This is a genomic window from Bradyrhizobium sp. CCBAU 65884 (genome assembly GCF_028128835.1).
Classification (GTDB): domain Bacteria; phylum Pseudomonadota; class Alphaproteobacteria; order Rhizobiales; family Xanthobacteraceae; genus Bradyrhizobium; species Bradyrhizobium ottawaense.
This window is the reverse complement of record NZ_LBJU01000096.1, coordinates 23,522-50,173: the sequence shown is the minus strand read 5'-3', so window position 1 is coordinate 50,173 and position 26,652 is coordinate 23,522. Positions and strand designations below refer to the sequence as shown.

Sequence of the window (26,652 nt, the reverse complement as noted above, 5' to 3'; positions counted from 1 at the left end):
AGCGACCCCGCGGAGACTCCCCCTCACCCCAACCCTCTCCCCGCAAGCGGGGAGAGGGGGAAGACAGAGCGAGGGACACGAGGGGAGAAAATGTCCAATCTGTTCGATCTTCTGGTCGCGGGACTGGCCACCGGCGCGATCTATGCGCTGGTCGCGGTCGGCTTCACGCTGCTGTGGCAGACCTCGCAGACCATCAATTTCGCGCAAGGCGAGTTCGTGATGCTGCCGGCGTTCCTGATGCTGGCGGCGATGCATGCCGGCGCGCCGTTCTGGCTCGCGATCATCCTCGGCATCCTCTTGTCGATGATCCTGCTCGGACTCGGCTTCAAGCTGCTGCTGGTCGACCCGATGATGCGCCACGGCGTGCTGCCGCTGGCGATTGCGACGATGGCGCTGGCGATCGGCCTCAAGGAGGCCGTCAAACAATTCTTCAGCGCCGAGGCCTCGCCCTTCCCGTCGATCGTGCCAACCGGTGACATCTCCATCCTCGGCCACGCGGTATCGCTGCAAAGCATCGGCGTGCTCGTCGTCGCCATCGTTGCGGTGTTCGGCCTGACTGCACTGCTCAATCGCACCTCGCTCGGCCACCAGATGCAGGCGGCGGCGCAGAACCCGACGGTGGCACGCATCATCGGCGTGCCGGTCGAGCGCATGATCCTGCTGACCTTCCTGATCAACGCCTTCCTGGTCGCACTGGCTTCGCTTTTGATCACACCAATCTACCTCGCAAAATTCTCGTCCGGCGAGGTGCTGGGCCAGGCCGCCTTCATCGCGGCGATCGTCGGCGGCTTCAACCAGGTCCGCGGCGCGATCGCCGGCGGCCTCTTGATCGGCGTGCTCGACAATCTCGCGGCCGCCTATGTCTCGACGCAGTACCGCGCCGCCGTGCCGATGATCTTCCTGATCGCCGTCATCCTGTTCCGGCCGCAAGGACTGCTCGGCCGCGCCGAGGAGCGCACGGTATGATCAGCTTCGGCAAACCTCTGAAGATCGCGCTCGGCCTGATCGTCATCGCCGGCCTGATCATCGTCCCCATGAACTTCAACCGCTACGGCCTGTTCATCCTGAGCCAGTGGGCGGTGATGACCATCGCTGCGATGGGCCTCAACCTCACGCTCGGCTATGCCGGCCAGGTCTCGCTGGCGCAGGGCGCCTTCGTCGGCATCGGTGCCTATGCAGCGGCGATCATGACCACCCATGGCTGGCCGCTGCCGGCGGCGATCGTCGTCGCCATCGTCCTCAGCTTCGCGGTCGGCTGGGTGCTCGGCTATCCCGCGCTGCGCGTGCAGCATCACTACCTCGCCTTCGTCACCCTGGCCTTCTCCACCCTCGCCTTCCTGGTGTTCCGCAACGAGAGCTGGCTCACCGGCGGCATCTACGGCATCTCCAACATCCCGCGTCCGCACATCTTCGGTTTCGCGACCAACAAGCCGCTGCCGTTCTACTACGTCTGCCTCGGCTCGCTCGCGATCGTGTCGCTGGCGGTGTGGTGGCTGATTCGCTCGCCCTGGGGCCGCGCCTTCATGGCGCTACGCGAGAACCCGCTGCGCGCGCAATCGCTCGGCATCGACACCCGCCGCTACACGCTGATGGCGTTCGCGATCGGCTCGGCGCTCGGCGGCATCGCCGGCGCACTCTATGCGCCGCTCACGCAATACATCGATCCCGTGCCGTTCAACCTGTCGCTCTCGCTCGACCTTCTGATGATGGTGATCGTCGGCGGCGCGGGCTTCTATTTCGGCCCGTTCCTCGGCGCGATGATCGCGGTGCTGCTGCCGGAATGGCTGCGCTTCACCGAAGGCTATTATCTGATGCTCTACGCGGTGGCGGTGATGGTGCTCCTGATCTGGTCGCCGACCGGCATTCTGGGAATCCTCGACCGCTATCTCGCCGAGCGCCGCACCAAGGCTGCCTCCGCGCTGCGCGCCGTCGCAAAATCCCGCCTGGAGACGGTGCAATGAGTGCGGTCCTCGAAGTCACCGATATCAAGAAGAACTTTGGCGGCATCAGCGCCGTCGACGGCATCTCCTTCGACGTGCGCGAGGGCGAGATCCTTGGCCTGATCGGTCCGAACGGCTGCGGCAAGTCCACGCTGTTCAACTGCATCCTCGGCCAGCTCACCCCGTCAGGCGGCGAGGTCAAGCTCGACGGCAAGCTCGTCACGGGTCTCCGCCCCTCCGAGCTCAACAAGCTCGGGGTCAGCCGCACCTTCCAGCTGCTGCAGGTGTTTCCAAAGCTCTCGGTGCGCGAGAACCTGATCCTTGCGGGCCAGGAGCACCAGGGCAACATGGCCTCGCGCCTGGTCGGCCGCTCCGATGCCGGGTTGACCGAGACTGCCAACCAGATGATCGGTTTCTTCAAGCTCGATCATCTCGCCGACGAGCCGGCCGGCGGATTATCCTATGGCCAGCAAAAGCTGCTCGACGCCGCCATGGCCTTCATGGGCGGCCCGCGCCTGGTGCTGCTCGACGAGCCCGCCGGCGGCGTCAACCCGTCGATGCTGGCCGACCTGAAGGACCGCCTGGTCGCAATCAACCGCGAGAAGAACGCCACCTTCGTCGTGATCGAGCACAACATGGAGTTCGTGATGTCGCTGTGCTCGCGCGTGATGGTGATGGCGGAAGGCAAGGTGCTGGCGATGGGGCGGCCGGACGAGGTGCGGAAGAACCCCGCCGTGATCGAAGCCTATTTGGGTCATTGAAGGAGCCGACCATGAGCGAGCCAATCCTCTCGGTTCACAATCTCGTCGGCGGCTACGGCAAGATGACGATCTTGAACGGCACGACCTTTGCCGTGCCGGAGGCCACGATCACCACGATCATCGGCCCCAACGGCGCCGGCAAGTCCACCGTGTTCAAGGCGATCTTCGGCCTGTTGAAGCTGCGCGAGGGCAAGATCAGCTTTGCCGGCCGCGACGTCACCAATTTGAGCCAGCGCGCGCTGCTCAATGCCGGCATCTGCTATGTGCCGCAGGGCCGCAACATCTTCCCCGAGCTGTCGGTGCGCCACAATATCGAGCTCGGCGGCGTCGCCGCCGGCAAGGGCCTCGACCTGCCCGCGCGGATCGAGGCCGCGCTTGACCTGTTCCCGGCGCTGCGGCGGAAGTCGACGCAGCAGGCCTCCACGCTGTCCGGCGGCGAGCAGAAGCAGCTCGAGATCGCCCGCTCGCTGCTGCTCGAGCCAAAACTGGTGCTGATCGACGAGCCCTCGATCGGCCTGTCGCCGCTGATGGTGCAGCAGACCTTCGACATCATCAAGAGCCTGCGCGACCGCGGCGTCACCATCCTGATGATCGAGCAGAACGCGCGCTCGGCGCTGGAGATCTCCGACATCGGCATCGTGCTCGAGCTCGGTCAGACCCGCATGGTCGACGACGCCAAGCGCATCCTGAACGATCCCCGCATCGGCCAGCTCTTTCTCGGGGGAGCCATGGAGGAGAGCGCGGCATGAGTGCGCGCATGCGCATCGCCGTCGCCGGCGCCGGCCTGATCGGCCGCCGCCATGCCGAACTGATCGCGACCTCGGCGGACTGCGTGCTGGCCGGCATTGCCGACCCCTCGCCTGCGGCCAAGGAATTCGCGCAAGCACGCAACGCACCCTGGCGCGCCGATCATCGCGCATTGCTGGAGCAGGAAAAGCCCGACGGCCTGATCATCGCCTCCCCCAACGCGCTGCATCTTCAGATGGCGCTCGACTGCGCAGAGGCCGGCGTGCCCGCGCTTATCGAGAAGCCGGTCACCGACAGCGTCGCAGCGGCGCGTCGGCTCTGCGAGGCGGTCAAGCGCAGCGGCGTGCCCATGCTGGTCGGCCATCATCGCCGCCACAATCCCATCATCAAGGCCGCCCGCGAGGCCATCGCAGCCGGCAAGCTCGGCCAGCTCACGGCCGTGGCCGGGCTGTGGCTGCTGAAGAAGCCCGACGATTACTTCGAGATCGCCTGGCGGCGCGAGCACGGCGGCGGGCCGCTGCTGATCAATCTGATCCACGACATCGACAATCTCCGCTTCATCTGCGGCGAGATCGCCGAGGTGCAGGCACTGACGTCGAACATGGTGCGCGGCTTTGCCGTCGAGGACACCGCCGGGCTGCTGCTGCGCTTCGCCAATGGGGCGCTCGGAACCATGACCGTTTCGGATGCGACGCCGGCGCCGTGGAGCTGGGAGCTGACCTCGGGCGAGAACGCGGCATACCCGAAGCAGGATCAGCCCTGCTACGTCTTCGCCGGCACGCGCGGCTCACTGTCGGTGCCGAATATGGAGCTGTGGTCCTACCCGCAAGATCCCGGCTGGCACGTGCCGCTGGTTCGCGAGCCCGTCGCACTCTCCACTTACGATCCACTCGTTGAACAGCTCCGGCATTTCCTGGCGGTGATCGCAGACCGCGAACGGCCTCTGATTTCGGTCGAGGATGCGACAGCGACACTCGCCGTCGTCGAAGCCGTCAGCGAAGCGGCACGCACGGGCCGAAAAGTCTCACCGGGGCGGATCATGGAGCAGGCAACATGAACAAGCGCTCGATCGCAACCGTCTCCCTCTCAGGCGCTCTCGACGAGAAGCTCCGCGCCATCGCGTCAGCCGGCTTCGACGGGGTCGAGATCTTCGAGAACGATTTGCTGTCGTTCGGCGCCGGCCCGCGCGACATCGCGAAGCTCTGCAAGGATCTCAATCTCGAGATCTGCGCGTTTCAGCCGTTCCGCGATTTCGAGGGCATGCCGGAGCCGCAGCGCGCACGCAATTTTGCCCGCGCGGAACGCAAGTTCGATCTGATGCAGGAGCTCGGCACCGATTTGCTGCTGATCTGCTCCAACGTCTCGCCCGCCTCGCTCGGCGGCATCGATCGCGCCGCCGACGATTTTCGCGAGCTGGGCGAGCGCGCCGCCAGTCGGGGCTTGCGCGTCGGCTACGAGGCCTTGGCCTGGGGACGTCATGTCAACGACTATCGCGACGCCTGGGAGATCGTGCGCCGCGCCGATCATCCCGCGATCGGAATCATCCTCGACAGCTTCCACGCGCTGGCGCCGGGCCTTCCGACCCGCGCGATGGCCTCGATTCCCGGCGACAAGATTTTTCTGGTGCAGCTTGCCGACGCACCAAAGCTCGAGCTCGATATCCTGTCGTGGAGCCGGCATTTCCGCTCCTTCCCCGGCCAGGGCGATCTGCCGGTCGGTGAGTTCATGGCGGCGATCGCGGCGACCGGCTATGTCGGGCCGCTGTCACTGGAGATCTTCAACGACCAGTTCCGCGCCGGCTCCGCTGCGCAGACCGCGCTCGACGGCGTGCGCTCGCTGATCCTGCTGGAGGACCAGCTTGCGCCGGATTGGCCGAGATTCGCCGCCGAACCGCTGGCGCCGAAAGCGAAGAGCCGCGGCACCGGGTTCATCGAGTTTGCCGTCAACGAGACCAAGGCGGGCGAGCTCGCCCGCCTGTTGGCGCAGCTCGGCTTCCGCAAGACCGGCGCGCATCGCAGCAAGGCGGTGGAGCGCTGGTCGCAGGGCAAGGTCGAACTCGTCATCAACAGCGAAACCGACGGCTTTGCGCATTCGCATTATGTGACGCACGGCCCCGGCGTCTGCGCGATTGCGCTCGATGTCGACAATGCCGGCCTTGCCATGCAGCGTGCGGAGATGCTGAAGGCGCGCACCTTCTACCAGCCGGTCGGGCCGGGCGAGCTCGAAATCCCGGCGATCCACGGCGTCGGCGGCAGCCTGCTGTATTTCCTCGACCAGGCCGGCAAGAACTGGGACACGGATTTCGAGCCTGTTGCGAGCGACAAAGGCGCGGACGCGCTGCTCGCCGTCGATCACATCGCGCAGTCGATGCCCTATGACGAGATGCTGTCCTGGCTGTTGTTCTACACCGGCATCCTCGACCTCAAGCGCCTGCCGCAGATGGAGATCGCCGATCCCCGAGGCCTGGTGCAGAGCCAGGCCATCATCAACGCCGACCAGAGCCTGCGCTTCGTGCTCAACGGCTCCTCCGCCAACCGGACGTTGCCGGCACGCTTCATCTCGGAGTTCTTCGGCTCGGGCGTGCAGCACGTCGCATTCTCGTGCCGGGACATTTTTGCGACGGTCGCGGAGATGCGCAAGCGCGGCGCGGATTTCCTGGATATCCCCGACAATTACTACGACGACATCGAAGCCAAATACGACCTCGCGCCCGAGCTGATGGCGCAGCTGCGCGCCAACCACATCCTCTACGACCGCGAGGGCGACGGCGAGTTCTTCCAGGTCTACACCCACATTTTCGACGAGCGGTTCTTCTTCGAGATCGTCGAGCGCAGGGATTATCAGGGGTTCGGTGCGGCGAATGCCGGGATCAGGCTCGCAGCCCAGGCCCGCGAAGTGCGGCCCGCGAGCATGCCAAGGGTGTAGACACCTCTTCCCCTCGCCCCTTGTGGGAGAGGGTGGCTCGCCGCAAAGCGGCGAGACGGGTGAGGGGTCTCTATCCGTGCGATCAACTCTCGCAGGGAATCTGCGGAGAGATACCCCTCATCCGGCGCTTCGCGCCACCTTCTCCCACAAGGGGAGAAGGGGCAACGTCGCTTGTAGCTACTTCATCTTGCACTTGTCGTGGAAACGATCCTGGTCGTTCTCCACGATGGTTGCGACCGTCTTCAGCGAGAGCTGGCCTTCGGCGTCCTTCACGACGTCCTGGAGATAGAAGCTCTGCACCGGGATGTGGTTCTTGCCGTATTTGAACGCGCCGCGCAGCGACTTGAAGTTGGCCTTCTCCATCTCGGCCTTCATTGCGTCCTTCTTGCTGGTGTCGCCCTTCACCGCGACCACCGCGCTGTTGATGAGCTGGGCGGCGTCATAGGATTGCGCGCCGTAATAGGTCGGGCGCAGGCCGGGATATTTCTTGCGGTAGTCGGCGACGAAGCGCTTGTTCTGCTCGTTCGGGAGGTCGTTGACCCATTCCTGCGCGCCGGGCACGCCGAGCGCGTTCTCCTTCTGCAGCGGCAGCGAGAGCTCGTCCACCGTGAAGGCGGTGTAGAGCGGCATCGTGCTCTTCAGGCCGGCCTGCGCATATTGATTGAGGAACTGCACGCCGGCGGCGCCCGGATAGAACACGAAGATCGACTCCGCGCCCGAGGCGCGCGCCTTGGAGAGTTCGGCTGAGAAATCGAGCTGGCTCGGCCACACCGTGTATTCCTCGCCCTTGATCTCGCCCTTGAACGTGTTCTTCAGGCCCGCGAGCATGTCCTTGCCGGCCGCGTAGTTCGGCCCGATCAGGAACACGCTCTTGACGCCTTTCTGGTTCATGTAGAGGCCCATAGCCTGCGGCGTCTGGTCGTTCTGCCAGGAGGTCGAGAACACGTAAGGCGAACAGAGTTCGCCGGCGAGCTGCGACGGGCCGGCGTTGGCCGAGATCAGGAAGGTCTGCGAGTCGACCGCGGTCTTCAGCGAGGCCAGCAGCACGTTCGACCAGATGTAGCCGACGATGAAATCGACCTTGTCGGACTGCACCAGCTTCTCGGTCTTCTGCTTGCCGACATCGGGCTTCTGCCCGTCATCCTCGTAGATGACCTCGACCGGCTTGCCGTCCATCTTGCGGCCCATGTGATCCAGCGCGAGCTCGAAGGAGTTGCGCATATCGTTGCCGATCACGGCGGTCGGGCCGCTGAAGGTCGAAACGAAACCGATCTTGATGGTGTCGCCGGCGAATGCCGGGCTCGCCAGCACCAGCGCCGCTGCGCCCGCCAGCCAGAATGCCGTCCTCATAACCACTCCCCTCCTTATTATCGGTCCCGGAAAACGGGGTGATCGCCGCCCCGGGCCTGTCTCTATTGAACGCAAAATCTGTCGCGCCGCCAATGGCTCAGCGCCCGCCCCTGCACCATATTTCGCCCCAATCGGCGATGGCAAGAAATATAATTCTACTTACTTAGATCAACCCTGCGGCGCTTTTTCGCGCCCGATCGATACATCCGGCCTATGCGGCGATTGATGACAGCTATTGGACCGCAGCGTCCGATCCGCACTTAAATGGGGATGTGGAGCAGCGAGATTCGAGGGCACATCATGACCACGACACCGCATCGCGTCGTCATCGTCGGCGCCGGCTTCGGCGGGCTGGAGGCGACCTACCGGCTTGCGGGTGCGCCGGTCGAGATCACGCTGATCGACCGCCGCAACCATCATCTGTTCCAGCCGCTGCTCTATCAGGTCGCAACCGCCTCGCTCGCCACCAGTGAGATCGCCTGGCCGATCCGCCACCTGATGCGAGACAGGCCCGAGGTGACGACGCTGTTCGCGACGGTCAGCGGCGTCGACGCGGCAAGGCGCTGCGTGCTGATCGACGACGGCAGCGAGGTGCCCTACGACACGCTGGTGCTCGCCACCGGCGCGCGTCACGCCTATTTCGGCCACGACGAATGGGAGCAGTTCGCGCCGGGCCTGAAGACGCTGGAGGACGGCACCACGCTGCGCCGCCACATCCTGGTGGCGTTCGAGCGCGCCGAGCGCGAGACCGATCCGGCGAAGCGCGCGGCGCGGCTGACCTTCGTCATCGTCGGCGCCGGCCCCACCGGGGTCGAGCTCGCCGGCACCATCGCCGAGATGGCGCGTCACACCTTGCCCGGCGATTTCCGCAACATCGACACGACCAAGGCGCGCGTGGTGCTGATCGAGGCGGGGCCGCGCGTGCTCGCGGGCTTCGCCGACGATCTCTCGGCCTATGCGCAGGCCTCGCTGGAGAAGATCGGCGTCGAGGTCGTGCTGGGGCAGGCCGTCACCGAGATCAATCGTGAGGGCGTGGTGTTCGGCGGCAAGCTGCTCGAGGCCAAGACGCGAATCTGGGCCGCCGGCGTCCGCGCCTCGCCCGCCGCAGAATGGCTGGACGCGCCATCCGATCGCGCCGGGCGCGTACAGGTCGAAGACGACCTGACGATACCAGGCCATCCCGAGATCTTTGCGATCGGCGATACCGTCAGCATCAACGCCTGGGACGGCAAGCCGGTGCCAGGCATCGCGCCGGCCGCCAAGCAGCAGGGCCGTCACGTCGCCGAAACGATCAAGGCGCGACTGCGAGGCGAGACAAAGGGCGCGTTCCGCTACAAGCATGCCGGCAGCCTCGCCCAGATCAGCAAGCGCCTCGCCGTGATCGACTTCGGCCGCTTCAAGCTGCGCGGCGCGATCGCATGGTGGATCTGGGGCATCGCCCACATCTACTTCCTGATCGGCCTGCGCCACCGGCTCAGTGTCGCGCTGAGCTGGCTCTGGATCTACGCGCGGGACCAGCGGGCAGCGCGGCTGATCACCCAGGGGAGCAGTAAGGTAGTGTAGGTCTTTCTTCCTTCTCCCCTTGTGGGAGAAGGTGGCGCGAAGCGCCGGATGAGGGGTTCTCTCCACTCGCAACACTATTCGTGACGAGAGAACCCCTCACCCGGCTTCGATGCTTCGCATCGAAGCCACCCTCTCCCACAAGGGGAGAGGGTGCAGCGGCACTCGCCGCAACATCGTCACTTCACCAGCTCGCACCCGCCCTCCGCCAGCGGGCGGAACGCCTGGTCGGCCGGAATCGTCGAGACCAGCTTGTAATAGTCGTAGGGATATTTCGACTCCTCCGGCTTCTTCACCTCGAACAGGTACATCGGGTGCACGACGCGGCCGTCCTGGCGGATGGTGGTGTCGCCGAACAGCTTGTCCTTGCCTCTGAACTTCTTCATCTGCGGCACCGCGTCCTTGGCATTGTCGCTGCCGGTCGCCGCGACCGCGTTGAGATAAGCGAGCGTCGAGGCATAGACGCCGGCCTGGTTGCCGCTCGGCATCTTGCCGTTCATGCCGGGACGGGCGGCGAACCGCTTGGCGAAGGCGCGGGTGTCGTCATTCATGTCCCAGTAGAAGGCTTCCATGAGCTGGAGGCCCTGCGCGACCTTGATGCCCATGCCGTGGACGTCGTTGATGAAGAGCAGGAAGGCGACGAGCCGCTGCCCGTTCTGCTGAATGCCGAACTCGGCGGCCTGCTTCACCGCGTTGATGGTGTCACCGCCGGCATTGGCAAGGCCGATCACCTGAGCCTTCGAGCCCTGCGCCTGCAACAGGAAGGAGGCAAAGTCGGAGGTGCCGAGCGGGTGCTTGGAGGAGCCAAGCACCTTGCCGCCATGCGCCTCGATGTATTTCTGCGCTTCCGATTCGATGCCCTTGCCGAGCGCGAAATCGACTGTGAGGAAATACCAGTCCTTGCCGCCACGCGAGACCATCGCGGCCGCCGTGGTGTTGCCGGTCGCCCAGGTGTCGTTGACCCATTGGATGGTGTTGGGCGAGCAGGCCTTGCCGGTGAGATCGGAGCTTGCGGTCGAGGACGCCAGGAACGTCATGCGGCTGTCGCGCAGCAGCGTGTTGATGGAGAGGCCTACGGCCGAGTTCGGCACGTCGACGATGGCATCGACACCCTCGACGTCGAGCCATTTGCGCGCAATGGCATTGCCGACATCGGCCTTGTTCTGGTGGTCGGCATAGACGATCTCGACCTTGATGTTCTTGCCGCCGCCGTTGAAATCCTCCGCGGCCATGCGCGCGGCTTCCACCGAGCCCATGCCGTTGGTGTCCTGGAAGATGCCGGAGATGTCGTTGAGCACGCCGACGCGCACGACATTGTCCGAGATCTCGGCGCTCGCCGCGCCGGTCACCAGGCTCGCGGCCAGCGCAAGCGTCCATTTCAGATGTTTCATGGTTCCCTCCCCTGTTTGATGGTTTGCCGCGCCGGTCGTTGCCGGCGCGTCGAGACTCAGACCTGCCGCTCCGGCAGCTTCACGACGAGCCCGTCGAGCTCCGGCGTGATCTTGATCTGGCAGGACAGCCGGCTGTTGGGCAGCCGCTCGCTCGCGGTGCCGTCAAGCAGCGCATCCTCGTCGTCGGCCATGCCGGGCAGCCGCGCGAGCCAGCCCTCGTCGACATAGACATGGCAAGTCGCGCACATGGCGTTGCCGCCGCATTCGGCCAGAATGCCGTCGAGACCGTGTCGGGTCGCGGCCTGCATGGCGCTCTCCCCGTCCGCGGTCTCGACGCGCTCGGACTTGCCGTCGGGATGGATGAAAGTGATGGCGGGCATCAAAGCTCCTGGTCAGGCCGGGGTGATCGTGACGGGCAGGCTGTCGAGCCCGCGCAGCGTGTTGTTGAAGCGACGCTTCGGCTCGCCCGTGATCTCGATCTTCGCGATGCGCCGGGCCAGCGCCGTCAGCATCACCTCGCCTTCGAGGCGGGCGACGAGCTGGCCGACGCACATGTGGATGCCCGAGCCGAATCCGACGTGACCGGAGGTGCGGCGCGTGATGTCGTAGCTATCAGGCTCGTCCCAGCGTCTGGGATCGCGATTGGCGGCGGCGAGGAACATCAGTACCTTCTCGCCCTCGCCGATCGTCGCGCCTGACAGCTCGACATCGCGAGTGGTGGTCCGGAAGAAAGTCTGCACCGGGCTTTCGAACCGCACGGCCTCCTCGAAGGCGTTGCGTGCCAGCGTCAGATCAGCGCGCAGGCGCTGCCACTGGTCGGGGAAGCGCGCAAGGCAATAGACCGCCGCGCCGATGCCGTTGACGGTGGTGTCGAGGCCGGCCGACAGCAGCGAGCGCACCAGCAGTGGCGCCTCGGTCGCGGTGATCTCGCCGTCGTCGACCCGGGCGTGGATACAGGCGCCGAAGCCACCGGGCGCGAGGTTGTCGCGCTGGCATTGCTCGGCGACATAGGCCTGGTGCGGCGCCGAGCGCGCGATCGCCTGCTGGCGCAGCTCATTGGGCGGACCGAACGCGTTGAACACGACGCTGGCATAGGGAATCAGATGCTCGCGTCCCTCCGCCTTCAGGCCCAGCGCATCCGGAAAGATCGAGAGCGGATAGGCTTCCGCGAGATCGGTGATCGCGTCGAAGCTGCGCTTGTGCAGCAGCGCATCCACCCGCTCCTCCGCAGCGGCGGCAAAGCGGTCGCGCACCTGCTTCATCACGGTCGGCGACAGCACCTTCGACAGCACGGCGCGGGTGCGGGTGTGCGCGGGCGGATCGGCCTCGAGAATCAGGCTCGGCGGCCGCCACGGCGTCTCCTTCTTGAAGTCGGACAGGCCGACGCCGCGGCTGGAGCAGAACGTCGCGGGATCGTTCAGGACCGCATGGACCTCGGCATAGCGCGCCACGCCATAGACGTTCCATTTGTCGAGGTAGACCACCGGCCCTGCCTCCCGCAGCCGCTGATGCGTCGGATACGGGTCCGCGAAAAAATTCATGTCGAAGGGATCGACGTCGAGATGCGGGACGGCCGCAGAGCCTGTCGATGCAGGGGTGCCGGATGCGGTCATGGGAGACCTCTCTCATTTTGATCTTGTGAAAGCGCGGCGCATGCCTTTAGGTCGGTGGCCTCACCGCGAGACAGAACGCCGACATGCCTGCGCCTTCGACCAGACCCCGCCACAAGCCTGCGCCCGCAGAGGCGGGACCGACGCTCGATCTCGAGCGTTACGTCCCGGCCTTCGTCACCTTCATCGCCAACAAGCTCTCGAACAGCGCGACCGCGTTCTATCAGCGGGAGTTCGGCGTCAACGTCACGGAATGGCGGATCATGTCGCTGCTGGCGATCGAGCCCGGCATTCCGGCCTCGCGCATCTGTCACGTCATCGGCTTCGACAAGGGGCCGGTGAGCCGGACGCTGGCGGGCCTCGAGAAGCGCGGGCTGATCTCGATCCGCACCGACCCCCATGACGGCCGCACCCATTCGATTTCGCTGACGGCGAAGGGCCGCAGCACCCACGACAAGGTGATCGCCGCAGCGCTCGAACGCGAGCGGCGGCTGTTGTCCTGCCTGAGCAAGGACGAGCGCGAGGTGCTGATCGGCCTGCTCCGCCGGCTGCACGAAAATCTCGGCGCGGTCACGGACAGTGGCTACACCTGACGCACCGCACCGCGGCCGCGCCCTGTCGCCACCTCCAGGCATGCGCCCGCGCTTGCCCGCGGCACCCTTCCTGCCGAGCATCGTTTCCTCCGAGATCGGACCCGGCGGTTTCCCCGCCGTGGTCCTGGTCTGGAACGGTTCGCACAGATTAGTTGCTTAGGCAACAAAAGAATCAGCAATATATTGCGGCAGCGGGATTGGCCTATCCGCTCGTCATTCCGGGGCGCGCGTAGCGCGAACCCGGAATCCATCGTGCAACACCCCTGCGGTGAAATGGATTCCGGGCTCGCGCCAAGAGGCGCGCCCCGGAATGACAGCGGAATGTGGCTTCGCTAACTCGGCCTTTACAGCCCAATCCACTCGCCCGACGCATCATCGCTCAACCTCGCCACCGCATTGGCGCGGCGGGTCAGCACGGCGCGCTGGTTGATGTAGCCCTTGTCGGTAATCTCGCCGCCATCGACCGACGGCGGCTCGGCGAGAAGCAGCGCGCGCGTGGCGTGGCCGGCGGAATTGGGGCCGTCCTGCTTCAGTTTCACCAGTCCCTGCGCAATGGCGCTCCTGACCTTGGCATGCGCGAGCACCTCGTGCACATCAGCCGTCTCGCCCAGGCCGGCATGAGCACGGCAGGCCGCGACGTTGGGGAACACCAGGAAGCGCACTTCGTCGCCGCCATGACCTGACACCACGATATCCTGCGCCAGCGGCGCCAGCGCGGCGATGCCGGCAACGCGCAGCGTGCCGACGCTGACCCAGGTGCCGGAATTGAGCTTGAAATCCTCGGCCACCCGGCCGTCAAAGAACAGACCGCGCTCCGGCCGCGCGCGATCGGCAAGCTTCACCGCATCGCCGATGAGATAAAAACCCTCTTCATCAAAGGCCTGCCTGGTCAGCTCCGGCGCCTTCCAATAGCCCGGCGTGACGTTGGGACCACGTACCCGCACCTCGAGCTTGTCGCCGGAGGCGACGAGCTTCAGCTCGGTGCCGGGAATGGGGACACCGATATTGCCGGAGCGCTCCGCGAGGAAATGGCAGTCGGTCGCAAGCGGCGACGTCTCGGTCGAGCCCCAGGCCGAGACCATCGGCATCGCGCGGCCGACGGTCCTGATCGAGAGCTCTTCGAGCGCGTCCCAGAGGTTCTGCGGCAACGCGGCACCGGCATAGAAGGCGAATTTCACCTCGCTGAAGAAGCGGTGGCGCAGCTCCTCGTCGCCGCGCAGCGCCGCGATCAGCATGTCGAATCCGCGCGGCACGTTGAAATAGACCGTCGGCATCACGCTTTTCAGATTGGCCAGCGACGTCGCAAACAGCCCGGGCGCAGGCTTGCCGCCGTCGATATAAAGCGAGCCGCCATTGCGCAGCACGAGGTTGAAATTGTGGTTGGCGCCGAAGGTGTGGCTCCAGGGCAGCCAGTCGAGAATGACGAGATCGCGACCACCCTGCTCCAGAAATGTCCAGGTCTGCGCCTTGGCCTGCTGGCTCGAGGTCAGCATGCGCTGGGTGTTGATGACGGCCTTGGGCGTACCTGTCGACCCCGAGGTGAACAGGAATTTGGCGATCGTGTCGGGCGTCACCGCGGCGAACGCCGTTGCGACGTCGGGCGTTTCAGGCGTTGTTGCAATGGCGCCGAAGGCCAACGCATCGGCATCGCCGTCGATGCCGCTGATGATCTGGGCCGTGTGAAGCGGTTTGATCGCCGCCAGCGCTGCCGCAAATGGTTTCATGGCGGAGACATAGATCGCGCCCGGCTCGAGCAGTGCGATCATGCTCTTGAGCTTGTCAAAATCTTTCGACATCAACGAATAGGCCGGCGAAATCGCCGCCGAGGGCACGCCGACATGCTGGGCCGCAAGCGCCAGCAGCGCGTGGTCGATGCTGTTGTCGGAGAGAATCGCGAGCGGGCGTTCGGCGCTCAGACCCTGTGCCAGGATCCAGGACGCCGCCGCACGCACCTGGCGCAGCGCCTGCGCATAGCTGACGGTGGTCCAGGGCGCCTCGACGTCGCCGCGCTCGGCAAGGAAGGTCGCATCCGGCGTTTGCCGCGCCCATTGCTCCAGCCAGTCGCCGACGCAGCGCGCGCCGTCGCGCAAGGGGTCGGGCGAGCGCAGCACGATGCTGCCGTCGGCGCGATGCTCGGCGACGGTCCGTGGCGTTGCAAACAGGCTTGCGGCATCGCCGCGAGCGGCGGTTGTCATGACTTCCTCCTCCGCCCGGATCCCGGATCGGCCGCAGCCTCGTTCCGGGCTGCTTTGGCCATAATGTTGGGCATGACAATTGTTGTCGTCAACAACAATCTTCCGCCCGCGCTATAATGACGTTACAAGAATAGTCCGGCAGGAGACGCGATTTGACAGCCACCTCAGCCCAGACTTCCGCACGCAGACGCGCCGGCAACGGCGCGGCGCCTCGGGACATGGCCGACGATATCGGCCTCGACGCACTGGTCGGGCACGCCGGCTATGCGGTGCGGCGCTTCCAGATCTGGATCTTTCAGGACTTCATCAGAACGCTCGGCGATGTCGACATCCGACCGACGCAATATTCGGTGCTGACCGTGATCGGCGCTAATCCGGGCCTGTCGCAGATGGCGGTGGCAAAGCGCCTTGGCATCGAGCGCGCCCGGCTGGTGCACCTGCTCGACAGCCTCGAACAGCGCAAGCTCGTGAAGCGGGTCAAATCGAAGGCGGACCGTCGCTCGCATGCGCTGCATCTCACGACCCAGGGCGAGACGGCGCTGGCGAAATTCAAGCGGCTCGCGGCCGAGCACGAGCGGCATGTCGAAGAGAAGATCGGCAAGGAAAACCGGGCGCAGCTGCTGCGGATCCTCGCTGGCTTCACCTGATCTCGGCTGCCCAAGATTTGGGCAGATGCCCGTCACGGGGCGCTGACGGCACGGCCCGCCCGCCTGCCAAAATATCCCGCAAGCCACTGATCCCACGGATCATATCCGCAGCCTCCGTCCTGCCCGGATAATGTACACAATGGCACATCGCTTGCTTCACTCCGGGGGGTGAAGCAGTTGCCGGAGTTTTGTCGCCATGGGGGCTGAAATGGGGGCTGAGCAGCCTGAAACGATCGCCGCGATTGTGGCCGCGCATCGCGCGGGCACGTTGACGCCGGCAGAGACGGTCGCGCGGACCTATCAGCGCATCCGCGACCACAATGATCCCGCCATCTTCATCAGCCTGCGCGACGAAAAGGATGCGATCGCGGAGGCTGAGAGGCTCGCCACGAAGGACACCGCCAGCCTGCCACTCTACGGCGTGCCCGTTGCGGTGAAGGACAATATCGACGCGCTGCGCTTTCCGACCACGGCGGCCTGCCCGGCCTTCTCCACTGCGCCGACGCATGACTCGACTGCGGTGGCGCGGCTGCGCGCGGCCGGCGCCATCATCATCGGCAAGACCAATCTCGACCAGTTCGCCACCGGCCTCGTCGGCGTGCGCTCGCCCTACGGCGTTCCCAAGAATTCGATCCGCGAGGATCTTATTCCCGGCGGCTCCAGTTCGGGCTCCGCGGTGGCGGTCGGCGCGGGGCTGGTGCCGCTGTCGCTGGGCACCGACACCGCCGGCTCGGGCCGCGTGCCGGCGATGCTCAACAACATCGTCGGGCTGAAGCCGAGCCTCGGCATGGTCTCGAATGCGGGGCTGGTGCCGGCCTGCCGCACGCTCGATTGCATCTCGGTGTTTGCGCTGACCGTGGACGATGCCGCACTGGCGCTGTCCGTGATGGCGGGGCCGGACCCGGCCGATCCGTTCTCGCGCGACCGGCCGCTGGACGCGCTCACGCCGTTCCCGGCAGGCTTGCGCCTCGGCGTGCCGCGCAACGGACAGCTGATCTTTTTCGGCGACAAGAAAGCGGAAGCCGCCTACGCCGATGCGCTGAAGCGCTGGACTGCGCTTGGCGCAACGCTGGTCGAATTCGACCTCGAGCCGTTCTACGAGACGGCGCGGCTGCTCTATGAGGGCCCCTGGGTCGCCGAACGCTACCTCGTGATCAAGGATCTGCTGGCGTCCGCGCCCGATTCGATTCATCCGGTGACGCGCGAGATCACCGCGGCCGGCGCGCGGCTCACCGCTGCGGACACGTTCTCGGCGCTCTATCGCCTGCAGGGCCTGCGCAAGATCGCCGAGCGGACGTTCGCCAATATCGACGCACTGGTGCTGCCGACCGCGCCGACCGCCTATACGACCGCGCAGGTGCTCGCCAATCCGATCGAGCTCAACAGCCGGCTCGGCACCTACACCAATTTCGTCAATCTGCTCGATCTCTGCGGCCTCGCGCTGCCGGCGTCGATGCGCGGCGACGGCATTCCGTTCGGCATCACGCTGCTCGCGCCCGCGGGGCATGATGCGCTGCTCGCGAGCATCGGTCGCGTCTTCCATGCCGATACCAAGCTGAGTCTCGGCGCGAAGGGCACGGCGCAAGCTCCGCTGTCGCCGCTGCCGCCAAGCAGCGGCGACGAGATCCCGATCGCGGTCGTCGGCGCACATCTGTCCGGCATGGTGCTCAACGGCGAATTGAAGGCACTGAACGGGCGCCTGATCGAGGCAACCAGAACTGCGCCCGACTACAAGCTCTACGCGCTCAAGACCACGCCGCCGAAACCCGGCATGCTGCGCGTCGCAGCCGGCAAGGGCGCCGCCATCGAGCTGGAGATCTGGTCGCTGTCGCCGTCCGCCTTCGGCAAATTCGTCAATGCGATTCCTTCGCCGATGGCGATCGGCACGGTGCGCCTTGCCGATGGCCGCAGCGTGAAAGGGTTTCTCGTCGAGCCCGAAGTGCTGGGCGACGCGCGCGACATCACGGCGTTTGGGGGATGGCGGAAATTCATGGCGGAAGCTGCCAAGACGTAGGTCTCGTGTCCCGGGCGCAGCGCATCACGCAGTGGTGCGCTGCTGAACCGGGACCCATAGAGCTGCTGTGCGAGATGGATAGATGGGTCCCGGCTCTGCGGAGCAGCGCTACGCGCTGCATCGCGTCCGGGACACGGACGTGCCCTACACCGACACCGCGTAAATCTCGTACTCCCCGCGTACCAGCTCGATATGCGCGCGCATCGCGGCGGCTGCGCCCTGCTTGTCGCCGCGCATGATGGCGACGACGACGCGGTCGTGCTCGGCTTGCGACTTGGCGAGACGGCCGAGGTTGCGGAACTGGGCGCGGCGGAACGGCTGCACGCGCACCCGCGTCGCCAGCGTGATCTCGGCGATGTAGCCGTTCTGCGATCCCGCATAAATCGCGTTGTGGAAGCGTTCGTTGACCTCGTGAAAGCGATCGGGATTGCCCGTGTAGCTCAGCACCCGCAGCTCCTCGTGGATGGCTTCCAGCCCATGGCGCTCGGCCGCGGACATGCGCTCGGCGGCGAGCCCGGCGCACAGCGCCTCGAGCTCGGCCATGGCCTCGAACATGCTCGTCAGACGCTCGATCGAGGGCTGCGCCACCACCGCGCCGCGATGGGCACGCGCTTCGACGAGGCCGCTGGCCACGAGCTGACGCAGCGCTTCGCGTACCGGCGTGCGCGAGACGCTGAAGCGGCGCGCGATGTCGGTCTCGTCCAGGGGCGCGCCGGGGGCCAGGGTGCCGCGCACGATTTCGTCGGCGAGCTGCAGGCGCAGCTCCTCGGCGCGCGTGACCTTCTGCAGCGATGGCGAGGCACGGTCGACGCGGGGCACCACCGGCTCGGCCGGCAGTGCTCCCTGCGGAAGATCGTCGAGCGTCATGCGGTCAGGTCTCTTTCGGCTCGTCGATCATGCTGACATGGGCGGCGACGACGCGCCAGCCCTCGGGAAAGCGAATCCAGGTCTGCATCTGCCGGCCGACCTTGCCGGGCGCCGTATCGCGGTAGAACAGGGTGGAGGCCACCGCCGTGTCGCGGCCATAGCTGCTGATCACCGTCTTGGCGGTGCGGCGGTTCAGGCCGACCGGCGAGCGCGCGGCGCGGAAGCCGTTGATCGCCTCGTAGCCGTAGAGGTTCTCACCGATGCCGTAGCGCAGCGTGCGGGGATCGTTGCGGAAGAGCTCGCCGAGCACGGCGACATCGTTACTGACGAGGGCCTGCTCATAACGATCGAATGCGGCTTTGACTTCCGCGATCACCTCAGGGAGATCGATCTCCATGTCAGAGTCCTCTCGGCGCGGGCGCTGCCGCGACGCCCATCTTTTCCAAAGCGTAGGCGACGCGGAGCGCGATGTCCTCGCGCCAGGGCGCAGCGATGATCTGCACGCCGATCGGCAGCGGCTCGAGCGGCACCGGGACGGCCACCACCGGCAGGCCGATGAAGGAGATCGGCTGGGTGTGGACGCCGATATTGGCGCGCACCGGCAGCTCGACGCCGTCGAGGTTGAAATTCACCTGCCCGAGCTTTGGCGCGGTGCAGGGCGTTGCCGGCGCGAGCAGCACGTCGACGGTCTTGAAGATCTCGGCGAGCTGCGCGCGATACCAGCGCCGAAATTTTTGCGCCCGATCGACCATCGGCGCCGGCACCATCGCGCCAGCGATCAGCCGGTCGCGCACCGCAGGATCGAAATCGTTCGGCCGCTTGCGCAGGCGATCGAGATGCAGCGACGCGCCTTCGGTGGTGGTGATGACATAGGCGGCCGCGCGGGCGCGCGCGGCTTCGGGAACGTCGACCACCTTCGTTGCGCCAAGCGCCTTGGCGACGCGGCTGACGGCCTCGACCGCTTCCGGAAACACGTTCTTCTGGAAATACCCGCCGGCGATCGCGATGCGCAGATCCGAGACGGGATTGGCGATCAGCGGCAGCGTCGGCTCCAGCCCGCGCGTCGTGCAGGCGCTGTCCTCCGCGTCCGGGCCCTGCATCACGTCATAGGCGAGCGCGAGATCGGTGACGGAGCGCGCGAACGGGCCGAGATGATCGAGGCTCGCGACGAACGGGAACGAGCGCGCGCGCGACAGCCGGCCATAGGTCGGCTTCAAACCAAAAATGCCGCAAAACGAGGACGGCACGCGGATCGAGCCATTGGTGTCCGAGCCGAGCGCGATCGGCACCAGCGCGCCGCCGACCGCGCTGCCGGAGCCGCCCGAGGAGCCGCCGGTCATCCGCGTGGTGTCGTGCGGATTGCGCGAGGGACCGTCATGGACGTTCTCGCCCGTAAAATCATAGGCGTATTCGCCCATGTTGAGCGCGCCGACCAGCACGGCGCCGGCGGCTTCCATCCGCTCGATCAGCGTCGCATCGCGCGCTGCGGGCGCGCGATCGCGGTTGATCTTCGAGCCGGCGCGCGTCGGAAGCCCGGCGACGTCAAACAGGTTCTTCACCGCGAAGGGAACGCCGGCGAGCGGGCCGACTTCCTTGCCGGCGGCGATATCGGCGTCGACGGCGCGCGCTTTGGCGCGGGCGCGATCGGCGGTGACGTCGGTGAAGGAATTGAGGATGCCGTCATGCTGCTTGATGCGCGAAAGTGCCGCTTCCGTGGCATCGAGCGCGGACATCCGGCGGCCCGCAACCGCACTCGCGATGTCCGAGGCCGTCATCTCTGGCTTGCTGGTCATGGCAGCATCAAGCGGTGAAAATCGGCGCCGGCTCGGTCTCGTCCGGCAGCGCGAATTCGTCGACCAGGCGAGCGAGGCGCAGCGAGACTTCGAGATTGGCGCGCACCGCGGGCCTCCAGGCCTCCTCGACCGGCAGCGCCAGCGCTTTCGATACGGCGTCGATATAATCGTCCAGCGGCTCGGCCATCACGCTCCCAAACTAGCTCTCTAGGTTGTCATTTGAGCATGATCTTTTCGGAAAACCGCGTCACACTTTTCCTGATCATGCTCAGTGTACCTGCAGCGGCGGATGCGGGATCGCCGTCAGCAGCTCCTTGGTGTAGTCGTCCTGCGGATCGCTCAAGACCTGCTCGGAAGAGCCCTCTTCGACGATTCGCCCCGTCCGCATCACAATGACACGATCGCACAGCAAGCGCACCACATTCAAATCATGCGAGACGAACAGATAGCTCATACCTAGCCGCGCCTTGAGGTCCTGCAGCAGGTTCAGAACGACAGCCTGCACCGAGACGTCCAGCGCCGCCGTCGGCTCGTCCAGGATGACCAGCTTGGGATGCAGCGCGATGGCGCGGGCGATGCCGACACGGGCCTTCTGGCCGCCGGACAATTGATGCGGGAAACGATCCAGCAGGTTGTGCGGCAGGCCGACCATGGTGGCCAGCTCCTCGCAGCGGGCGCGGAGCGCATCGCGTCCCCTGATATCTCCCAATTGCATGATCGGGTCGGCAATGGCGCGCGCGGCGGTGAAGCGCGGGTTGAGGCTGTCGGTCGGATCCTGGAACACCATCTGGATGCGGCTGCGCTGCGGCAGCCGGGCGAACGAGGCCGGCGCGATGCCGCCGATGTCCTCGCCGTCGAACTGGATCAGGCCGGAGGTCTGGTCGAGCAGGCGCATCACCATCATCGACGTGGTCGATTTGCCGCAGCCAGACTCGCCGACAAGGCCGACGCTTTCGCCATGGCCGATCGAAAAGCTGATGCCGTCAACGGCGCGGAAGACATCCGGCTCCAGCGGCGGCTTGCGGCCGAACAGCTTTCCGAGCGTGGCGGTGGCGCCCTGGCGCGGGTATTCCTTGACGAGCTTTTCGATGAGGAGGAGCGGCGTCTTCTCCCTCTCCCCGCTTGCGGGGTCGCGACGAGCTTCGCTCGCGCTAAGAGGGTCGGGGTGAGGGGGACTCTCCGCGAGCACGGTGCTGGGAGAGCCCCCCTCACCCGCCGCGCTCCGCGCGTCGGCCTCTCCCCGCACGCGGGGAGAGGCTAGAGTCTCCTCCTCCGGCAGCAGATCCCGCAGGCTCACGCCGAGCCGCGGCGTCGCGCGCATCAGCTTCTTGGTGTAGGGATGCTGCGGGTTGGCGAAGATGTCGGCGGCTTTCGCGGTTTCGACCACGCGGCCCTTCTCCATCACCACGACGCGGTCGCAATAGGCGGCTGCCAAGCCGAGATCGTGGGTGATCAGGATGGTCGACATCGCGCGGCGCTTGGTCAGCTCCACGATCAGGTCCATCACCGCCTTCTGCGTGGTCACGTCGAGGCCGGTGGTCGGCTCGTCCGCGATCAGCAGCTGCGGATTGCAGGCGAGCGCGAGCGCGATGACGACACGCTGGCACATGCCGCCCGAGAGCTCGAACGGATAGGCGTGGTAGCGCTCGCGCGGGCGGGCGATCTTGACCTGCTCCAGCGCCTCGATCGCCTTCTCGCCGTGATCCTTGACTTGGGCCTGCTGCACGTGGGTGCGCAAGACGTCCTCGATCTGGTCGCCGACTTTCCGGATCGGGTTGAGTGCGGCGCGCGGGTTCTGAAAGATCATCGAGACTTCGCGGCCGCGCAGATCGCGCATCTGGTCCTCGGTCGCGGCCTTGACGTCGATGCCGGAGAACATCACCGAGCCCTCGGCGATCCGCCCCGCGCGGTCGAGGATGCGCATCACCGCGTAGGACGTCACCGACTTGCCCGAGCCGGACTCGCCGACGATGGCAAGCGTCTCGCCCTTGGCGACGGAGATGTTGACGTGCTGCACCGCTTTGACGATGCCGCGGCGGGTGGAGAATTCGACGGTGAGGTCCTGGACGTCGAGCAGCGGCTGGGCGGTCATGCGGGCCTACGAACCAAAAAACGCGAAAACAACCCCATGCACAGTAGAACGGGATTAGAATCATTGGAGAATTTTTGACGGGTGTTTGCGCGTGAGGCGTGCACGGGCCTCTCGCTCCCTCTCCCCGTTCTTACGGGGAGAGGGTTGGGGTGAGGGGCCTCTCTCCGCGCAAACGGCTGGCAGAGGAGTTCGCGGAGCCCCCCCCTCACCCGGTCCGCTAACGCGGCCCGGCCTCTCCCCGCACGCGGGGAGAGGCGAACGGCAGCACCGGCTTCAGACAAAGCAATCATCACGTCCTCCGCTGGGGATCGACGATGTCGCGCAGGCCGTCGCCCAGGAGGTTGAAGCAGAACACGGCGATCATCAGGGCGAGGCCGGGGAATAGCGCGATCCACCATTCGCCTGACACCATGAAGCCGGCGCCTTCGGCGACCATGATGCCCCATTCGGCGGTGGGCGGGCGGACGCCGAGGCCGATGAAGGAGAGACCGGCGGCATTGAGGATGGCGTAGCCCATGGTCAGCGACATCTGCACGATCATGATCGGCATGATGTTCGGGAGGATGTGCACCAAGAGGATGCGGAATTCGCCGTTGCCGGAGAGGCGCGCGGCCTGCACGAAGCCGGCGTTGCGGCGGACGTTGGCCTCGGCGCGCGCGACGCGGGCGTAGAGCGGGAAGTTCACGATGGCTGTGGCGAGGATGATGTTCTGCACGGTGTTGCCGAGCGCGGCGACGATGCCCATCGCCAGCACGAACAGCGGGAAAGCCATGATGGTGTCGGCGATGCGGCCGACGATGCGATCGGTCCAGCCACCGAAATAGCCGGCAGCGATGCCGGCGAGGCCGCCCATCAGGAACACCAGCGCGACGGAGGCGACCGCGATAAAAGTGTCGAGCCGCGTTGCCACGACGACGCGACTAAAGATATCGCGCCCCAATTGGTCGGTGCCGAACCAGTGCGCGGCCGATGGCGGTTTCAGCGCAGCAGCTGTATCCGAGGCGAGCGGATCGTACGGCACCACATAGGGACCGAAGATCGCGGCGGCGAGGATCAGGATCAGCAAGGCGAAGGCAAAGCCCGTGACCTTGTTCTCGCCGAGCACGTAGCGGGTCTGTTCGAGGATCGCAGCCAGTCCCGAGGTACGTGCGGGACCGACAGGCTCGACAGCAGGCGCAACAGAACTCATGAATGCCCCCTACCCTTCCAACCGCACGCGCGGATCGATCACGCCGTACAAAATGTCGATCACGAGATTGAGCAGCACGTACATGACCGCCATGGTCAGGACAAAACCTTGCACCGGCGCGAAGTCCGACGAGATCAGCGCTTCCACCGCGTAGGAGCCGATGCCGGGCCATGCGAAGACTTTTTCCACCAGCACGTTGGCGCCGAGCAGGAACGAGAACACCATGCTGAGCGTGGTGATCACGGGCAGCATCGCATTGCGGAAGGCGTAAGTGACGATCACGGTCGAAGGTGACAGGCCGCTGGCGCGCGCGGTGCGGACGAATTCGGACGCGAGCACCGCCAGCATCGAGGCGCGTGTCATGCGTGCGATCGGCGCCAGCGAGAAGATCGCCAACGTCGTCGCCGGCAGGATGAGCTGGCTCAGCGCCGAGCGGAACGCTTCGAGATCGCGCGCGATCAAGGTGTCGATCAGATAGAAGCCGGTCACCGTCGGCGGCGCACTGTAGAACACGTCGAGACGCCCGAGCGGCGCCGGCGACCAGCCGAGCCGGAAATAGAAGACATAGACCAGCACGAGGCCAGTGAAGAACACCGGCAGCGAGACGCCGGCTGTCGTCGTCACCCGACATAAGTGATCGACCCATGATCCCGGCCGTGTTGCAGCGAGCACGCCGAGTGGGATGGCGATGACGACCGAGACGATGAGACCGAGCAAGGTCAGCTCGGCAGAGGCCGGCAGGCGGTTGCGGATTTCGGCAGCGACCGGCTGTCCCGTCGTCAGCGAATTGCCGAAATCGCCATGGGCGAGATCGGCCGTGTAGCGGAAGAACTGCTCGATCAGCGGCTTGTCGAGGCCGAGTTTTTTCCGGATCTGCTCGACGGCTTCCTTCGTCGCAGCGGGGCCGGCGAAGTAGGCGGCGGGATCGCCCGGCAGCGCGCGCGTCAGCAGGAAGGTGACGATGACGACCCCGATCAGCGAGGGAATCGCAAACATCAGGCGCTTGCCGATCATGGTGAGCATGGGGTGCTCCTGCGCTGCGTATGGGAACGAGATCGTGCGGCACGTTCGGCTGCGTTCCCTCCCCCCTTGTGGGGGAGGGCTAGGGAGGGGGGTGGCTCCGGGAGAGGTCTGAGTTTGTGGCTACCCCCCTCCCTGCCCCTCCCCCACAAGGGGGGAGGGAATGAGGGAGCGGTGGCAGCCTCACTCCAAGAGCTGAAAGACACGGCCAGATCGCACGCACGCACGACACCTCACCCCTTCGCCAGCGCGCGATAATCGAGCCTCCGGTGGAACCAGTATTGATAGCCGCTGATGTTCTTCTGCATCGCGACGTTGACGAAGGGCTGGTACAGCGGGATGCGCGGGATGTCGGTGAAGGCGAGATCGACAAAGCCCTTCACGTCGGCATCGTAAGTTGACTTGTCGCCGGCCGCGGCGGCGGTGCGGGCGCCGTCGATCAGTCTGTCCATCTCCGCCGACTTGTAGCTCATGGTGTTGAAGACGGAATTGTTGCCGTGATAGCACCAGTAGAAGAAGTACTCGGGGTAATCGAGCCAGCCCGAGAACACGTTGGTGAAGAGCGGCATCTCCTTCTTGTTCAATTCGGTGCGCCAGTTGGCGCCGGGCACCTTGTTGATGGTGGTCTTGATGCCGATCTGCGCCAGGCTCTCCTGCACCAGCACGCAGAGCGGCTCGTTGACGCCGGCAAAATTGAGGTCGAACGAGATCGTGGTCTCGAAGCCGTTGGCGTAGCCGGCCTCCGCCAGTAGCGCCTTCGCCTTGTCCATGTCGGTGTTGTATTTATGCGGCTGCGGCCAGGCGACCTCGGTCGCCTTGTCCTTGGCCGCGCCGAACATCGGGTTGGCGAGGCCGAACATCACGGCGTCCATGATCTTCTGATAGGGCAGCGCGTAGGCGACCGCCTGACGCACCTTCGGATTGTCGAAGGGCGGCTTGGTGACGTTCATGCCGATATACTGGATGCCGTTGGAGAACGGCAGCGACACCACGTTGAGCTTGCCGTTGGCCTTCATCTCCTGAAAGTCCTTGTTCGGCAGCTCGTAGGAGATGTCGGCATCGCCGCGCTCCAGCAGCGCGCGGCGGTTGCCGGCCTGCGGCACCATGCGCCAGATCACGCGCTTGATCTTCGGCAAGGGGCCGCCGACCCAATCCTCGTTGCGCTCCATGATCACTTCGGTGCCCGCGGTCCATTTCGCCACCTTGTAGGCGCCGGAGCCCGCGGTCTGCTGCTTGGTGAATTCGAGGCCCCAGGGGTCCTTCTCGCTGGCGTTCTTCTTCACCAGCTCGGAGTTGACGATGCAGGGCACGATCACGGCGAGATCGGGGACCGTCAGCTTGTCCTTCTTCAGGAAGTCGACGCGCACCGTGTGGTCGTCGATCACGACGAACTGTTCGGGCTTGGTCAGCGAGCCCGCGCTCATCTGGAACGTCGGAAAGCCGCCGACGCTGACGGCGCGGTCGAGCGACCACTTCACGTCCTTGGCGGTAACGGGCGCCCCGTCGTGGAATTTGGCGTTCTTCTTCAGCTTGAAGGTGACCGACATGTCGTCGATCCTAAACTCCTCGGCGAGCTCGCCCTTGAACTTGTCGCGGTCGTAATAGGGCACCCCGCCGGGGCCGCTCTTCATCTCGTGGCTGATCAGGCGGTCGTAGCAATTCCAGGACACCTCATAGCCGGGCACGTTGGTGCCGACGCCGTGGATGTCGAGATTGTTCGGGCCGCCTTCCGAGACGATCAGCAGCGTCTCGGAGCGGGCGTCGGCATAGGCCGAGGAAATCACCTGAGGCATCGCCGGAAGCGCCGCCCCGGCGGCCAATCCGGAAACGGACTTGAGGAAATCGCGGCGCTTCATGAAATCGCTCCAACTCAAAGTTTTTGGTTGGAACCGGATTCGCAAAGTTCGTGCCAAGGCTTAACGGGTATTTACGATCAAGTTAATGAACTGATATCGCTT

23 protein-coding genes are annotated in these 26,652 nt (G+C 65.6%); 10 read left to right on the top strand and 13 right to left on the bottom strand.

Annotated elements, in window-relative coordinates:
- Positions 1–90: 90 nt before the first annotated feature.
- From XI03_RS08435 to XI03_RS08410, 6 genes are read left to right on the top strand one after another with little or no spacing between them, the layout of a single operon-like run.
- Positions 91–966, top strand: a complete 876-nt coding sequence (locus XI03_RS08435) for a branched-chain amino acid ABC transporter permease (RefSeq protein WP_038946887.1) — start codon at positions 91–93, stop codon at positions 964–966.
- Complete coding sequence (locus tag XI03_RS08430) at positions 963–1,961, top strand: branched-chain amino acid ABC transporter permease (protein ID WP_271591867.1); 999 nt, start codon at positions 963–965, stop codon at positions 1,959–1,961. Before XI03_RS08435 ends, XI03_RS08430 begins: the two co-directional genes overlap by 4 nt.
- Positions 1,958–2,701 carry an ABC transporter ATP-binding protein gene (locus XI03_RS08425; RefSeq protein WP_271591866.1) on the top strand — a complete coding sequence of 248 codons (744 nt, stop codon included), beginning with the start codon at positions 1,958–1,960 and terminating at the stop codon, positions 2,699–2,701. Before XI03_RS08430 ends, XI03_RS08425 begins: the two co-directional genes overlap by 4 nt.
- Before the next feature lie 11 nt (positions 2,702–2,712).
- Positions 2,713–3,450 carry an ABC transporter ATP-binding protein gene (locus tag XI03_RS08420; RefSeq protein WP_028139746.1) on the top strand — a complete coding sequence of 246 codons (738 nt, stop codon included), beginning with the start codon at positions 2,713–2,715 and terminating at the stop codon, positions 3,448–3,450.
- A complete protein-coding gene (locus XI03_RS08415; RefSeq protein WP_271591865.1) occupies positions 3,447–4,505 on the top strand; it encodes a Gfo/Idh/MocA family protein in 1,059 nt (352 codons plus the stop codon). Before XI03_RS08420 ends, XI03_RS08415 begins: the two co-directional genes overlap by 4 nt.
- Positions 4,502–6,373: a bifunctional sugar phosphate isomerase/epimerase/4-hydroxyphenylpyruvate dioxygenase family protein gene (locus XI03_RS08410; protein WP_271591864.1), complete on the top strand. Its 1,872-nt coding sequence runs from the start codon at positions 4,502–4,504 to the stop codon at positions 6,371–6,373. Before XI03_RS08415 ends, XI03_RS08410 begins: the two co-directional genes overlap by 4 nt.
- Positions 6,374–6,550: 177 nt before the next feature.
- On the opposite strand, the gene XI03_RS08405 is transcribed toward XI03_RS08410, so the two are convergent.
- A complete protein-coding gene (locus XI03_RS08405) occupies positions 6,551–7,723 on the bottom strand; it encodes an ABC transporter substrate-binding protein (protein WP_026201746.1) in 1,173 nt (390 codons plus the stop codon).
- Between the two features lie 300 nt (positions 7,724–8,023).
- Between XI03_RS08405 and XI03_RS08400 the strand changes: the two genes are divergently transcribed.
- Complete coding sequence (locus XI03_RS08400; RefSeq protein ID WP_271591863.1) at positions 8,024–9,286, top strand: NAD(P)/FAD-dependent oxidoreductase; 1,263 nt, start codon at positions 8,024–8,026, stop codon at positions 9,284–9,286.
- Positions 9,287–9,462: 176 nt separating this feature from the next.
- On the opposite strand, the gene XI03_RS08395 is transcribed toward XI03_RS08400, so the two are convergent.
- From XI03_RS08395 to XI03_RS08385, 3 genes are read right to left on the bottom strand one after another with little or no spacing between them, the layout of a single operon-like run.
- Positions 9,463–10,674: an ABC transporter substrate-binding protein gene (locus tag XI03_RS08395; protein WP_271591862.1), complete on the bottom strand. Its 1,212-nt coding sequence runs from the start codon at positions 10,672–10,674 to the stop codon at positions 9,463–9,465.
- A 56-nt stretch (positions 10,675–10,730) separates the two neighbouring features.
- A complete protein-coding gene (locus tag XI03_RS08390) occupies positions 10,731–11,054 on the bottom strand; it encodes a 2Fe-2S iron-sulfur cluster-binding protein (protein ID WP_271591861.1) in 324 nt (107 codons plus the stop codon).
- Positions 11,055–11,066: 12 nt separating this feature from the next.
- Complete coding sequence (locus XI03_RS08385) at positions 11,067–12,287, bottom strand: cytochrome P450 (protein WP_038946875.1); 1,221 nt, start codon at positions 12,285–12,287, stop codon at positions 11,067–11,069.
- A gap of 83 nt (positions 12,288–12,370) precedes the next feature.
- Here XI03_RS08385 and XI03_RS08380 point away from each other — a divergent pair, with 83 nt between their 5' ends.
- Entirely contained in the window at positions 12,371–12,877 is a 507-nt protein-coding gene (locus XI03_RS08380) for a MarR family winged helix-turn-helix transcriptional regulator (RefSeq protein ID WP_038970757.1), read from the top strand.
- Between the two features lie 344 nt (positions 12,878–13,221).
- On the opposite strand, the gene XI03_RS08375 is transcribed toward XI03_RS08380, so the two are convergent.
- Entirely contained in the window at positions 13,222–15,072 is a 1,851-nt protein-coding gene (locus XI03_RS08375; RefSeq protein ID WP_271591860.1) for a feruloyl-CoA synthase, read from the bottom strand.
- 152 nt (positions 15,073–15,224) lie between these two features.
- On the opposite strand from XI03_RS08375, the gene XI03_RS08370 reads away from it, so the two are divergent.
- Positions 15,225–15,719: a MarR family winged helix-turn-helix transcriptional regulator gene (locus XI03_RS08370; protein WP_028139737.1), complete on the top strand. Its 495-nt coding sequence runs from the start codon at positions 15,225–15,227 to the stop codon at positions 15,717–15,719.
- Between the two features lie 208 nt (positions 15,720–15,927).
- Complete coding sequence (atzF, locus tag XI03_RS08365) at positions 15,928–17,733, top strand: allophanate hydrolase (protein WP_442869702.1); 1,806 nt, start codon at positions 15,928–15,930, stop codon at positions 17,731–17,733.
- Positions 17,734–17,877: 144 nt separating this feature from the next.
- Here atzF and XI03_RS08360 read toward each other — a convergent pair whose 3' ends face one another.
- The 8 genes from XI03_RS08360 to XI03_RS08325 form a co-directional block, all read right to left on the bottom strand.
- The gene (locus XI03_RS08360; RefSeq protein ID WP_271591858.1) at positions 17,878–18,600 is read right to left on the bottom strand and encodes a GntR family transcriptional regulator; all 723 of its coding nucleotides are present in this window, start codon (positions 18,598–18,600) and stop codon (positions 17,878–17,880) included.
- Between the two features lie 4 nt (positions 18,601–18,604).
- A complete protein-coding gene (gene hpxZ / locus XI03_RS08355) occupies positions 18,605–18,997 on the bottom strand; it encodes an oxalurate catabolism protein HpxZ (protein WP_028139734.1) in 393 nt (130 codons plus the stop codon).
- Position 18,998: 1 nt separating this feature from the next.
- Positions 18,999–20,393: an AtzE family amidohydrolase gene (locus XI03_RS08350; RefSeq protein WP_271591857.1), complete on the bottom strand. Its 1,395-nt coding sequence runs from the start codon at positions 20,391–20,393 to the stop codon at positions 18,999–19,001.
- Positions 20,394–20,400: 7 nt separating this feature from the next.
- The gene (locus tag XI03_RS08345) at positions 20,401–20,580 is read right to left on the bottom strand and encodes a DUF4089 domain-containing protein (RefSeq protein WP_018316853.1); all 180 of its coding nucleotides are present in this window, start codon (positions 20,578–20,580) and stop codon (positions 20,401–20,403) included.
- Between the two features lie 81 nt (positions 20,581–20,661).
- The gene (locus XI03_RS08340) at positions 20,662–22,485 is read right to left on the bottom strand and encodes a dipeptide ABC transporter ATP-binding protein (RefSeq protein WP_028139732.1); all 1,824 of its coding nucleotides are present in this window, start codon (positions 22,483–22,485) and stop codon (positions 20,662–20,664) included.
- A gap of 289 nt (positions 22,486–22,774) precedes the next feature.
- On the bottom strand, positions 22,775–23,674 hold the full coding sequence (locus XI03_RS08335; RefSeq protein WP_212428745.1) for an ABC transporter permease: 900 nt from the start codon (positions 23,672–23,674) through the stop codon (positions 22,775–22,777).
- 9 nt (positions 23,675–23,683) lie between these two features.
- The gene (locus XI03_RS08330) at positions 23,684–24,697 is read right to left on the bottom strand and encodes an ABC transporter permease (RefSeq protein WP_152102247.1); all 1,014 of its coding nucleotides are present in this window, start codon (positions 24,695–24,697) and stop codon (positions 23,684–23,686) included.
- 230 nt (positions 24,698–24,927) lie between these two features.
- The gene (locus tag XI03_RS08325) at positions 24,928–26,550 is read right to left on the bottom strand and encodes an ABC transporter substrate-binding protein (RefSeq protein ID WP_271591856.1); all 1,623 of its coding nucleotides are present in this window, start codon (positions 26,548–26,550) and stop codon (positions 24,928–24,930) included.
- Positions 26,551–26,652 lie beyond the last annotated feature (102 nt).

Coding starts and splice junctions, on each gene's coding strand:
- XI03_RS08430 (WP_271591867.1), top strand. CDS start 963: ATGATCAGCTTCGGCAAACCTCTGAAGATCGCGCTCGGCCTGATCGTC.
- XI03_RS08335 (WP_212428745.1), bottom strand. CDS start 23,674: ATGAGTTCTGTTGCGCCTGCTGTCGAGCCTGTCGGTCCCGCACGTACC.
- hpxZ (WP_028139734.1), bottom strand. CDS start 18,997: ATGGAGATCGATCTCCCTGAGGTGATCGCGGAAGTCAAAGCCGCATTC.
- XI03_RS08360 (WP_271591858.1), bottom strand. CDS start 18,600: ATGACGCTCGACGATCTTCCGCAGGGAGCACTGCCGGCCGAGCCGGTG.
- XI03_RS08420 (WP_028139746.1), top strand. CDS start 2,713: ATGAGCGAGCCAATCCTCTCGGTTCACAATCTCGTCGGCGGCTACGGC.
- XI03_RS08375 (WP_271591860.1), bottom strand. CDS start 15,072: ATGACAACCGCCGCTCGCGGCGATGCCGCAAGCCTGTTTGCAACGCCA.
- XI03_RS08400 (WP_271591863.1), top strand. CDS start 8,024: ATGACCACGACACCGCATCGCGTCGTCATCGTCGGCGCCGGCTTCGGC.
- XI03_RS08405 (WP_026201746.1), bottom strand. CDS start 7,723: ATGAGGACGGCATTCTGGCTGGCGGGCGCAGCGGCGCTGGTGCTGGCG.
- XI03_RS08345 (WP_018316853.1), bottom strand. CDS start 20,580: ATGGCCGAGCCGCTGGACGATTATATCGACGCCGTATCGAAAGCGCTG.
- XI03_RS08380 (WP_038970757.1), top strand. CDS start 12,371: ATGCCTGCGCCTTCGACCAGACCCCGCCACAAGCCTGCGCCCGCAGAG.
- XI03_RS08385 (WP_038946875.1), bottom strand. CDS start 12,287: ATGACCGCATCCGGCACCCCTGCATCGACAGGCTCTGCGGCCGTCCCG.
- XI03_RS08330 (WP_152102247.1), bottom strand. CDS start 24,697: ATGCTCACCATGATCGGCAAGCGCCTGATGTTTGCGATTCCCTCGCTG.
- XI03_RS08325 (WP_271591856.1), bottom strand. CDS start 26,550: ATGAAGCGCCGCGATTTCCTCAAGTCCGTTTCCGGATTGGCCGCCGGG.
- XI03_RS08435 (WP_038946887.1), top strand. CDS start 91: ATGTCCAATCTGTTCGATCTTCTGGTCGCGGGACTGGCCACCGGCGCG.
- XI03_RS08350 (WP_271591857.1), bottom strand. CDS start 20,393: ATGACCAGCAAGCCAGAGATGACGGCCTCGGACATCGCGAGTGCGGTT.
- XI03_RS08425 (WP_271591866.1), top strand. CDS start 1,958: ATGAGTGCGGTCCTCGAAGTCACCGATATCAAGAAGAACTTTGGCGGC.
- XI03_RS08415 (WP_271591865.1), top strand. CDS start 3,447: ATGAGTGCGCGCATGCGCATCGCCGTCGCCGGCGCCGGCCTGATCGGC.
- XI03_RS08390 (WP_271591861.1), bottom strand. CDS start 11,054: ATGCCCGCCATCACTTTCATCCATCCCGACGGCAAGTCCGAGCGCGTC.
- atzF (WP_442869702.1), top strand. CDS start 15,928: ATGGGGGCTGAGCAGCCTGAAACGATCGCCGCGATTGTGGCCGCGCAT.
- XI03_RS08410 (WP_271591864.1), top strand. CDS start 4,502: ATGAACAAGCGCTCGATCGCAACCGTCTCCCTCTCAGGCGCTCTCGAC.
- XI03_RS08395 (WP_271591862.1), bottom strand. CDS start 10,674: ATGAAACATCTGAAATGGACGCTTGCGCTGGCCGCGAGCCTGGTGACC.
- XI03_RS08340 (WP_028139732.1), bottom strand. CDS start 22,485: ATGACCGCCCAGCCGCTGCTCGACGTCCAGGACCTCACCGTCGAATTC.